Origin of the sequence: Chryseobacterium lathyri (assembly GCF_019970085.1) — a bacterium.
In the GTDB taxonomy this organism is placed as follows: Bacteria; Bacteroidota; Bacteroidia; order Flavobacteriales; family Weeksellaceae; genus Chryseobacterium; species Chryseobacterium lathyri.
The window spans coordinates 1,065,536-1,077,214 of record NZ_JAHXYG010000001.1; the positions used below are offsets into that span (position 1 = coordinate 1,065,536).

An 11,679-nucleotide genomic window follows, 5' to 3' on the forward strand; every position below is an offset into this window, starting at 1 on the left:
GGATAGACCAATATTTTTGGAAAGCAATCTGCTTAATTAAAGATAAATAAAGGCACTTGGTTTACATAGCTAAGACAAATGTATATTTAATTTATTTTTCAGAAAACCGGAACCCAATTCCATGTAGATTTTCAATGATTATATTGTGTTCGTCAGCAAATACCTTTCGTAATCTGGAAATAAATACATCCAGACTCCGACCCATAAAATAGTCATCATCTCCCCAGATTGCTTTCAGTATGTCCTGTCTTTTAACAACTGTATTTTTGTGAAGGATAAAATATAAGAGCAGATCAGATTCTCTTTGTGTAAGGGTAATGGTATTTCCTGTATCCTGCAGAGTGTAGTTCTTAGGGTCAAAATAATATTTTCCCACCTTGTGTTTTAGCGGAGATATATCAGCTTTTCTGCTGCGTTTCAGGAAAACTTCAATCTTTAAAATTAATTCTTCTATACTGAACGGTTTTACCAGATAATCATCAGCGCCTATCTTGAGTCCTTTGATTCTATCTTCTTTCAAGGCTTTTGCAGAAATAAAAATAATAGGAATTTCAGAGTTGTTAGTACGAATGTGCTGTGCCAGCTCAAATCCGTTGAGCTCAGGCATCATAATATCCAGCAGGCAGATGTCAAAATTTTGGCTGTTGAAGGCCTCAAGAGCGGATTTTCCATCCGGATAATGATCTATGTCATAATAGCTTTCCAGGCTGTCCTGGATGAGGAAGGCTATAGTTTTATCATCTTCTGCATATAAAATTTTAGATTTTTCCATTGCTTACATTATTAAAATTAAACGGAAAAAACAGAGTGACGGTAATTCCCTTGTCCGGATTATTCTCAACAGAAATTTTCCATTGATGCTGCTGGACAATTTTTTTTACATAAAATAGGCCTAGCCCAAAACCGTTGACCTCATCACTTTTTTTTGTGCTGACCCTGTAAAACTTATCAAAAATATGAGGGATATTTTTAGCAGGAATCCCCATTCCGTTATCTTTAAACTTTAAATATAAACCTTTTGAATCTTTATTCGATGAAATGGTAATATCGGGCTTTGTATCACAATATTTAACAGAGTTATCCAAAATGTTATAAATGATATTTGTAAAGTGAAATTCGTCTGCAATAATTGAAGGGTTATCTTCAATTTCTATATGGAGTGTGAGGTTTTCATTCTTTTGCTGTAGGGTATCTGCAATTTCCCGGATAAATGGGAGCAGTACTATTTTCTGAGGCTTTAATGACAGTCCTGAAGCATCATTTTTTGCAATATTTAATATTTTTTCAATGTGATTATTGAGTTTGTAGCTTTGATTGATAATGATGGAAGTGTAGGCTTCCAGTTTGGGATTTTCCTGTATTATATTATGCTTATTCAAAGCTTCTGATGCTAAGAGTATTGAAGATAAAGGGGTTTTGAACTCATGGGTCATATTATTGATGAAATCCCTCTGCAGTTCTGAGAATTTTTTTTGCTGAATAATCGTGTATATAGAATAAACATAAACAAGAAGGATGATGAAAAGTGCCAGTGTAAGTAAGTACCAAAACCGCAATGAACTGATCAGATAGGTTGTTTTGTCAGGAAAACGGATTGAAAAATAATAGATCAGGTTTTTATGTTTTGGAAAATTAATAACCTTATCACTAGGGGCTTCCTGGTTTTTCGACATATATTTTCCATAAATCATTTTGTCGCTGTGGCAATTGTACAGGGCATACACATAATCTGTATTGATTTGGAAACGGGTAAATTCTGTTCTCAGATAATGCTCGAGAACTGCAGGATGAAATTCATTATTAATATTAACTACATAATAGTCATTAGAAATGTTCTGTACAGGATTTTCGGTAAAAGAAGTTTTTCCTCCGGATAGTTTTTCCACAACTTCCAGTAAAGCGATATTAACCTTCTGGTTAAATTTTTTATCTTCAAGATTATAAGCCTGCCGGGTCCATAAAAGCTGTGCCGTCATAATTCCGATGATAGCAAAGAACCCGAGCGTTATAATAATATTGAGTTTTTTAATTTCCATTTCCTGGAGCAATATTATCCAAAAATATCTATTAATTTTTTATCATTAACAACTCGTTAACAAATGTTTGATAGCAATTAACAAGTTGTATGGTCAATCCGCTTTACATTTGCTATATCAAAAGATAATAACTTATTCTTTTAATTTTATAACTCTTAAAATTTATACTCATGAAAAAATTAAAAATTACAGCCCTTTTAGCAGTTTTGGCATTCTCCCCATTTTATGCCAATGTATTTCCTGTTGAAAGCACTTCTATAGTAAAGACTATTGCAGATGCTATTAAATGGAAATCAGAATCTATAGACGTAGGAACTATTCCTCAGGGAAAACCTAAGCTGATCAGATTTGAATTTACCAATACCTCTTCAAAGCCTATAGTTATTGAAAATGTAGCTCCTTCATGCGGGTGCACAACAGCAGATTATACTAAAACACCCATTCTTCCTGGAAAAAAAGGATTTGTAGAAGCAAGTTATAATGCAGCGAGCAAAGGGGCATTCATGAAAACAGTGAGTGTTACCACAAGCGATAGCAAAACCCCGAAAACACTTTCTTTCAAAGGAGTAGTTTCATAATAAAATTTTACAGCCAGCCATTATAGAAATAACCATGTAATTCTTTACATGGTTATTTTTTTATGATTTTGAACATAGCAGCATAATAACTATTTATAACATTATTATTTATCCCATTATTTTCAATGGCATCCATTCAATATTTAGTATTTTTAGGAAAAAATAAGATCATATGAATTTATATACACAGCCAATGTTGCGCGAAGGCGCATTACAGGATAAAGTAGCGATTGTAACCGGAGGCGGAAGCGGCCTTGGAAAAGCAATGACCAAATATTTTCTGGAACTGGGAGCAAAAGTGGTGATCACTTCTCGTAATCTGGAAAAATTACAGGGAACGGCAAAAGAACTGGAAGAGGAGACTGGCGGAAAAGTCCTGTGTGTTGCTTGTGACGTGAGAAACTGGGATGAGGTGGAAGCTATGAAAGAAGCTGCGTTGAAAGAATTCGGAAGAATTGATATTCTGTTGAACAATGCAGCCGGAAACTTCATTTCTCCGACGGAAAGACTGACACATTCAGCTTTTGATTCTATTTTGGATATTGTTTTAAAAGGAACGAAGAACTGTACTCTTTCTATCGGAAAACATTGGATCGATTCCAAAAGTCCGGGGACTGTTTTAAATATTGTAACAACCTATGCATGGACTGGATCTGCTTACGTGGTTCCTTCAGCGTGTGCCAAAGCAGGAGTTCTGGCAATGACCAGATCTTTAGCGGTAGAGTGGGCGAAATATGGGATCCGCTTCAACGCAATTGCGCCGGGACCTTTTCCAACTAAGGGAGCATGGGACAGACTTCTTCCTGGAGATCTTCAGGAAAAATTCGATATGAGAAAAAAAGTTCCTTTAAGAAGAGTAGGGGAGCATCAGGAGCTGGCTAACCTGGCTGCTTATCTGGTTTCAGATTATTCTGCTTATATGAATGGAGAAGTGGTGACCATAGATGGTGGAGAATGGCTTCAGGGAGCTGGAGAATTTAATATGCTTGAGGATATTCCAAAAGAAATGTGGGATGCACTGGAAGCGATGATTAAAGCAAAAAAAACAAACTAATTAAAATTTTTATAAAAATGGCCCGGATTTGTAACGATTCCGGGTTTTTTTATAACTTATCACAGAAATAGTATAACTTATTCCAATGAATTATAAACTTCCAAGCCTTATCGCAGCAGCGGCAGTCTTCTTGTTCTCAGGATCTGCTTTAGCACAGGAGAGTCCGAAATACAGTTATGTAGAAGCATTCAAGCCTTTCTTTTATCCCCAAACCGGTACAGAAACCCGTTCTGCAAGCGGACAGCCGGGGCATGCTTACTGGCAGAACTCGGCAGATTATGATCTGAATGTAAGTCTTAACGATGTAAAAAATGAAATTATCGGGACGGCTGAAATTACCTATACCAACAACAGTCCCGACCAGTTAGGTTTCTTATGGCTGCAGCTTGACCAGAATTTATTCTCAAAAGATTCCCGAGGGAATGCCGTTGTTCCGCCATCAGGAAGCAGAAACGGGGCCCACGGTGAAGAACTGGATGGAGGCTATAAAATTAAATCTGTAAAGCTTGATGGTAAAGATGTAAAATACACGATTACCGATACCAGAATGCAGATCGATCTTCCTAAAGAACTGAAAGCTAAAGGCGGTATTGCTAAAATAAAAATTGAATATTCCTTTACTTCCCCGGAATACGGGTCAGACAGAATGGGAGTTCAAAATACTAAAAACGGTAAAATATTTACGGTCGCTCAATGGTATCCAAGGATGTGTGTGTACGATGATGTAATGGGCTGGAATACCCTTCCTTATATTGGAGCGTCAGAATTTTATCTGGAATATGGTCATATTTCCGCCAACATTACAGTTCCGGCCAATCATTATGTAGTGGCATCCGGAGAGCTTCTGAACTATAAAGAAGTATACAGCAAAGAAGAAAATAACCGTTGGGAGCAGGCGAGGAACAGTGATAAAACAGTTATGATCCGTCCGGAATCCGAAATCGGGAAAAATCAGGCTTCAGGGACAAAAACATGGAAATTTAAAATTGACCAGACCCGCGATTTTGCATGGGCTTCGTCACCGGCATTTATTCTGGATGCTGCAAAAATAAACCTTCCGAGTGGTAAAAAATCTGTTGCCATATCAGCTTATCCTACAGAAAGTGCAGGGGAAAAAGCGTGGGGGAGATCTACGGAATATACAAAAGCGGCTATTGAGCATTATTCCCAGAAATGGTATGAATATACCTATCCGGCAGCAACCAATGTGGCAGGAAATGAAGGCGGAATGGAGTATCCCGGAATTGTATTCTGTCATATGGATTCCGCAGGTGAAGACCTTTGGGGAGTTACGGATCACGAATTCGGGCACAACTGGTTCCCGATGATCGTAGGTTCCAATGAAAGACTGTTTGCATGGATGGATGAGGGCTTCAATACCTTTATCAATGATTTATCTACAAAAGCTTTTAACAACGGAGAATACTACAGGAAGAAAGATATTGCCAAAAGTGGAGCCTTTATGATGGGCGATAATATTGAACCCGTTATGGTAGGTCCGGATAATATGAAGGAAAGGAGCATAGGAGTTTTGGCTTACTTCAAGCCGGGGATGGGGCTGCAGATTTTAAGAGAGACAATTTTAGGTCCTGAAAAATTTGATAAAGCATTCAAAACCTATATTAACCGGTGGGCTTTCAAGCATCCTACGCCCTGGGATTTCTTCCACACTATGGAAAATGTTTCCGGAGAAGAACTGAACTGGTTCTGGAGAGGATGGTTTATCAATAAATGGAAGATCGATCAGTCTGTAAAAGATGTACAATACATTAACGGAGATTTTAAAAACGGTGCCCAGATTACTGTTGAAAATCTTGGCCAGCTTCCGATGCCTACAACAGTTCAGGTGAAATTTAAAGACGGTACCAAACAGGTCGTAAAAATTCCTGTTGAGGTTTGGAAGCGCAATACAGAATGGCTGTTCAACATCAATTCAAATAAAGAAATTAGTGAAGTAATGCTTGATCCGGATTCTATAGTTCCAGATGTTAATATGAAAAATAATATCTGGCCTACAGCACAGACTAAACCAGTTGAAAAAATCAATACGAAAGAGTTTGCAGGAACATATGGGACTACAAGTGATCCTATCAAGCTGGTCTTTACAGATAAAAACGGCCAGCTGTATGCCAAAGCAGGAAACCAGCCGGAATTCCCTCTCGAATATGCAGGAAACAACCAGTTTACTTTTGATGAAGCCGGAATAACGCTGGTATTTAGCAAAGATAAAAAAGGACTTGTTTTTAAACAGGCCGGAAGAGAATATAAATTTACCAAAGAATAAATGGTATATTAACCTTATAAAAACCGAAACTTCAGATTTATGAAGTTTCGGTTTTTTTGTTTGGAAAAGAGCTGGAAGGAAGAGTAAAGTCTGAAGATGGAAGCTCTATTGGTTCTTCGTTCGAGAATTAGCTTCATTAATAAGAATGATTAAATTTAGGTATAAAACAATCTTTAATTACTTCTTTCTACTACATAGACTTCCATCCTCCCTCTTCCGGCTTCCCTCCAAAAATTAACAATAATATATCCCCAACTTTTATTATCTCTAATCAGGATATTCTATTTTTGTGATTCTAATTTAAAAATAAGATTATGAATTTCAGATTTTCAATCGTATCCCTGTTGTTCTTTGTGCTGGGATTTTCGCAGAATCTTAAAGTGATGAGTTTCAATATCAGGCTGCAGGTTACATCAGATAAGGAAAATGCATGGACAGAAAGAAAACAGGATGTTGTAGATCTGTTAAATTATTATCATCCCGATTATTTCGGTGTTCAGGAAGCACTTCCCGAGCAGATGAAAGATATTAAAGCCGGCCTTAAGAATTACGATTATGTTGGAGTAGGAAGAGATGACGGAAAGGAAAAAGGGGAGTTCTCAGCTATTTTTTATGATACGAACAGGCTTCAGGTGGTAAATTCCGGGACATTCTGGCTTTCGGAAACACCGGAAATACCTTCCAGAGGATGGGATGCAGCTCTTAATAGAATCTGTACCTATGCTTTTTTTAGAGATAAAAAATCCAAGAAAGAATTCCTGGCCATGAATCTACACTTTGATCATATCGGAAATGTGGCAAGAGTGAAATCTTCCGAACTTATTTTGAAGAAGATCAAAGAGATGAATCCTAAAAATCTTCCCGTAACCTTAAGCGGTGATTTTAACTTAACAGAGGATTCGGAGCCGATAAAAATCCTTTCCCAGAATTTGAACGACAGCTTTTATCATTCGGAAACAAAATCTTACGGGCCGAAAGGAACCTTTACCGCTTTCAATGTGAATGAAATCCCTAAAGACAGAATCGATTATATTTTCGTAAAAGGATTCAAAATAAAATCCCAAAGACATATTAATGACAGAAGAGAAAATCTGCTGTATCCATCGGATCACTTTCCGGTCTTGGCGGAACTTTCTTATTAATTCCTGATCAGTTTACCGGAAAATCAACTTCAAATCCAATTCCTCTCAGGGATTGGATTTTTATTTGAGGATCATTCATGAAATATTTTCTCAGGCGGCTGATGAAAACATCAAGGCTTCTTCCGGTAAAATAGTCATTGGTTTCCCAGAGATTATCCAGAATGTCATCCCTTTTGATCATCGTGCCATTGTATTTCAGAAGATACAGAAGAAGTTCACGTTCCCGGATCGTAAGGCGAACGTTTCCCTCAGGATGGGAAAGCAGAAGTTTTTCAGTATCTAAAAAATAGTTTCCGATCTTTATTTGTGGTGAAACGGCCGGCTGCGTTCTTTTAAGGATATTTTTGATCCTTAAAACCAGCTCTTCCGGATCGCATGGTTTAGCAATATAATCATCTGCACCAATCTTTAGTCCCATCAGGCGGTCTATTTTCTGGTTCTTGGCGGTCAGGAAAAGTAAGGGAAAAGTGTTTTTCTTCTTAAGGATCATTTTCGCTAAGGAAAAACCGTCGATGGAAGGCATCATGATGTCCAGAATACCAAGGTGAAAAGGGAAATCTGTACTTAAAAGGCTGACAATGTCTTCCGGGTTCTGAAACCACGCCACTTCAAAATCTTCCAGTTCCAGGTACTGCTTCAGGATCATCCCAAAATCCGGATCGTCTTCGGCTAAAAGGATCTTAGTTTTCATACGGAATAGATATTTTAAAGGTGGTTCCGGCTTTAAGGCGGCTGGAAACGTCTATGTGACCATGATATTTTGCAATGATATTTTTTACAAAATAAAGTCCTAGCCCCAGGCCTTTAGTATTATGGATATTATTTGACTGGATTCTGTAAAACTTTTCAAAAATATGAGTCAGCTCATTTTTCTCTATACCACAACCGTTGTCACTCACTTCTATTTTAAGATCTTGAGAACTGTTGCTGAGGTTTACTTTTACCTGAGAAGCTCCATATTTTACACTGTTTTCACACAGGTTTTTGATAATGGTTTCCATGAAATTTTTATCAAAGAGAAGTTCTTCCGAAACCTGGTTGGTCAATTCAAAATTTGTCTCAGGATAAGTGAAAGCGAGATCTTGCACAAAAAAGTTCCAATCTTCAGGTTTTATGGAGAGAACCTCTTCAGAGGTCTCATCTTTATGAAGCTGGAACATCAGGTTTTCAAGGCGGCTGATCTGGCGGTCGATGAGTGGCAGGGTTTCAGGATTCCATTCCTTTTTTAAAGCTTTCGACGCGATCTTTAAAGTGGCAATCGGAGTTTTGAATTCGTGCGAAATATTATCCACAACTGTGTGGAGAACTTCGACCTGTTTCTGCTGGCGGGCTAAATTTTTTACGGTAAAGATATAAAGCAAAAGAACACTTAGAAGAATGGCTGCACAGCAGATCGTAAGTAAAGCAAGTTCTTTAAATATGATCGTTTTGATGTTTAAGATCTCAAATCCGGTGTTGCTTTTGACCAAAAAAGAATCATTTCTGCCGGGTTTACCGTCTTTAGCAGAGAATGTTGAAGTAGTTTCCCATGTCCCTGTATTGGAGATTCTCGGATTGACCACTTTATTGGTGGTTTCATAAAGAACCAGTGGACGGTCGATAAGGTGTGAACCGTCCGGAAGATACACAATAGAGGTATATTCAATTTTTGTAGCGATTTTGTAGCCTTCTTTCTTAAAGCTGTTGTCCACATAGTTATTTAAACGTGCCTCATTTTCTTTCCTATTCCTTCTAAAATATTCCAGAAAATCTTTTTTACTGACTTTTTTGTCATGATAATTAATCAGAATTTTCTGGATGCTATCATCTGTTTTGTTTTTGATACCACCCAGATCTTCCAGCTTATCGGTGTAACTCGATATTTTTTCATGAACTGTTCTGTAAATTTCACGCTCTTTTACCTGATAGGTCTTGTACATAAAGTATACCTGTATTCCCAGCAGGAAGAGGAACAGTGCTGCAAAAAGGGGGATGAGGTATTTGCTTTTGGTGATCATGAAAACAAAGATAAAACTTTAGTCTTTCCTTTTGCTGGCATTAACCCATCATTAACCTTCCATTAACCGAAATTCTCTTTGTAAATACTGAATTTTGAGCCGTTAAGCAGAGTAACATCCATGCTTTTCAGAATCAATTATGTATAAAATTTTTCTTTTCCTGTTTTTTCCAATGCTCTTGTCCGCACAGGTGCAGATTATCAAAGGTTCAGTGACGGACACTGAGAATGGAAAGCTAGCTTCTGCGGATATCGGAATTTATAATTTAAAAAATGAGCTGATCAAAACACTGAAAACAGATACAGACGGGCAATTCCATTTAGAAGGCATAGCCGTTGATTCAGTGAAAATAACAGTCAAGAAAACAGATTATACTCCTTTTGAAAAGATAATAAGTTTACAAAAGGATAACGGACTTTTAAAGATCATTCTTAAGAAAGAAACCCGGGAAATAGAAGCTGTAGTAATGACCAAACAGAAACCGATGGTCACCAGAAAAGTAGACAGACTGGAATTCAATGTAGAAAACAGCAATATTTCTTCTCTTAATGCCTGGGAGATTTTAAAGAAAACGCCGAGTGTTACAATAAACAATGATGTGATCGCCATCAAAGGAGGAACGGGAATTCTGGTAACCATTAATGATAAAAAGGTAATGCTGACTGGTGATGAGCTCAAAAATTTTCTTGAAAACACACAGGGAGACGAAATAAAATCGGTAGAAGTCATCACCAATCCACCAGCAAAATATGAAGCATCTGGCAGCGCAGTCCTGAATATTGTTATGAAGAAGAATAAGATCGAAGGCTACCGCGGAATTGTTTCATCTAAATATGTTCAGACCCAATATGCAAAAGGAGTTGTAGGTGTGTCCCAGTATTATAAGAAAGATAAGCTTTCATTGATGGGAAGTTATTACAGAGGTTTTGGAACGTACTATCGTGAGGGAACAGATTATGTGAATTACCAGGAAAGCCAGAAGAGATGGGTGAGTACGATGAACAGAAAGGACAAGAACAGAGCACAGAATACAATCAATTTCAATGCTGAATATGAAATTGACAGCCTGACAAATATGAGTCTGAATTATTCAGGATACTTCAGTCCGAAGTCTTTTGGAACTTACGTCGTCCCTACATTAATCTACAACAGTCAGGATATTGCTGAGTCTGATTATACAACGGTTAATGATCATCAGTCCCGGACGATCAATAATTCATTAAGCTTTCAGGTTGACAGAAAACTTAATAAGAAGAGCAGCCTTTCATGGATCAGTTATTTTACCGGAAACAACGTGGATAAATATCAAAATGTACTGACTCACCTGAATTTTGCAGGGGAAGCACCAAAGGATGATAATTTTTTCACCCAAAATAAAACAGATGTCCAGCTGTATTCCACACAGGCTGATTATCAGTGGAAAGATAAAAAGCTTGAGATAGAGTCCGGACTGAAGTACAGTTTTGTGAAAACAATGAGCGGACTGGATTTTTCCGACAACGAAAACGGTTCTCTTCAATTGCGTCCGGAGAAAAGCAGCCTGTTTGATTACAAGGAACATAATTTTGCTGCCTATTCGTCATTGGCTTACAATCTTGGAAAATGGAATTTTAAAGGTGGTCTTCGCGCTGAAATGACGGATCTGGAAGGGGTAGTGTCCGAACCTTATGAACGAAACAAAAATAAGTACTGGAGTCTTTTTCCGACTTTTTATGCTCAGTATTCTACGGAAAGTAAGCATGAATTCGGGTTTTCCTACGGGAAAAGAATCAGCAGGCCTTCTTATTCCTGGCTAAATCCTGCGAAGTCATATTATAATTTATTCTCCTATTACCAGGGAGACCCGAAACTGAAGGCTACCATTATTCATAACCTCAATCTGACGTATTCCTGGAAAGGGTGGAATTTGGATCTGTATTATAGAAAAGAGATCTATCCGTCTATGGAAATTTCATTTCAGGAACCCAGTACGAATAATCTGATCTATTATTTTACCAATATTGAAAAAGGTCAGGCTTTTGGAGCAAGTCTGTACAAAAGCTTTCAGATCAAACCGTGGTGGACATTGATCGTTTCTGAAAACCTGGAACACAACGAAAATTATTTCAAAGGACTTGATGGACTTCTGTATAAAAATAAGGTCTGGAACTGGGTGTCCAATGTTTCAACAGCAATTACTTTAGATAAAAGTAATGACTGGAAAATGGAGATTGGGCACAAGTATTATTCACCTGGGATACAGGGAACTTTTACGATCTCCAGCGCATGGTCTGCTTATCTTGCAATGAACCGTAAATTCTTTGATAAAAAACTGGAAGCCTCATTTATTTTCAATGATATTTTCAGGAGCATGGGGCAGAAGGTAAGTACAAAATATGCCAATCAGGACAATTATTTTCTGGATTACGGAGATACTCAGGGATTCACACTCTCTCTTAAATTCAATTTTGGAAACCAGTCCGTGAAGAATGCAAGAACGATTAAGAAAACAGATGAAGAGGATAGATTATAGAAGATTGCTATTACTTATTGATTACAGAAATTATATAACATGTTCAATACCTTTCGTCCCTCGGCATCAGCCTTTA

The 11,679-nt window shown here is 37.6% G+C and carries 9 protein-coding genes; 5 read left to right on the forward strand and 4 right to left on the reverse strand.

The genetic code is table 11. From position 1 onward, the window contains the following. Window positions 1-91 precede the first annotated feature (91 nt). Both LC418_RS04900 and LC418_RS04905 read right to left on the reverse strand, forming a co-directional pair. Complete coding sequence (locus LC418_RS04900; RefSeq protein ID WP_111957267.1) at window positions 92-772, reverse strand: response regulator transcription factor; 681 nt, start codon at window positions 770-772, stop codon at window positions 92-94. Then, on the reverse strand, window positions 759-2,036 hold the full coding sequence (locus tag LC418_RS04905; protein WP_223558287.1) for a sensor histidine kinase: 1,278 nt from the start codon (window positions 2,034-2,036) through the stop codon (window positions 759-761). The genes LC418_RS04900 and LC418_RS04905 overlap by 14 nt, the downstream gene beginning before the upstream one ends. Window positions 2,037-2,206: 170 nt before the next feature. Between LC418_RS04905 and LC418_RS04910 the strand changes: the two genes are divergently transcribed. From LC418_RS04910 to LC418_RS04925, 4 genes are all read left to right on the forward strand, one after another. Beyond that, window positions 2,207-2,614 (forward strand): DUF1573 domain-containing protein, encoded by a 408-nt coding sequence (locus LC418_RS04910; RefSeq protein WP_223558288.1) that lies wholly within the window; start codon window positions 2,207-2,209, stop codon window positions 2,612-2,614. Between the two features lie 172 nt (window positions 2,615-2,786). Then, window positions 2,787-3,668, forward strand: coding sequence for an SDR family oxidoreductase (locus LC418_RS04915; RefSeq protein WP_034703011.1), 882 nt, complete (start codon window positions 2,787-2,789; stop codon window positions 3,666-3,668). 85 nt (window positions 3,669-3,753) lie between these two features. Continuing rightward, window positions 3,754-5,952 carry a M1 family metallopeptidase gene (locus LC418_RS04920; protein WP_223558289.1) on the forward strand — a complete coding sequence of 733 codons (2,199 nt, stop codon included), beginning with the start codon at window positions 3,754-3,756 and terminating at the stop codon, window positions 5,950-5,952. Between the two features lie 314 nt (window positions 5,953-6,266). After that, entirely contained in the window at window positions 6,267-7,094 is an 828-nt protein-coding gene (locus LC418_RS04925; RefSeq protein ID WP_223558290.1) for an endonuclease/exonuclease/phosphatase family protein, read from the forward strand. 7 nt (window positions 7,095-7,101) lie between these two features. Here the strand turns inward: LC418_RS04925 and LC418_RS04930 are convergent, their stop codons facing one another. Continuing rightward, complete coding sequence (locus LC418_RS04930) at window positions 7,102-7,785, reverse strand: response regulator transcription factor (RefSeq protein ID WP_223558291.1); 684 nt, start codon at window positions 7,783-7,785, stop codon at window positions 7,102-7,104. Continuing rightward, window positions 7,775-9,091 carry a sensor histidine kinase gene (locus LC418_RS04935; protein WP_223558292.1) on the reverse strand — a complete coding sequence of 439 codons (1,317 nt, stop codon included), beginning with the start codon at window positions 9,089-9,091 and terminating at the stop codon, window positions 7,775-7,777. The genes LC418_RS04930 and LC418_RS04935 overlap by 11 nt, the downstream gene beginning before the upstream one ends. A gap of 139 nt (window positions 9,092-9,230) precedes the next feature. On the opposite strand from LC418_RS04935, the gene LC418_RS04940 reads away from it, so the two are divergent. Next, window positions 9,231-11,603, forward strand: coding sequence for an outer membrane beta-barrel family protein (locus LC418_RS04940; RefSeq protein ID WP_223558293.1), 2,373 nt, complete (start codon window positions 9,231-9,233; stop codon window positions 11,601-11,603). Window positions 11,604-11,679 lie beyond the last annotated feature (76 nt).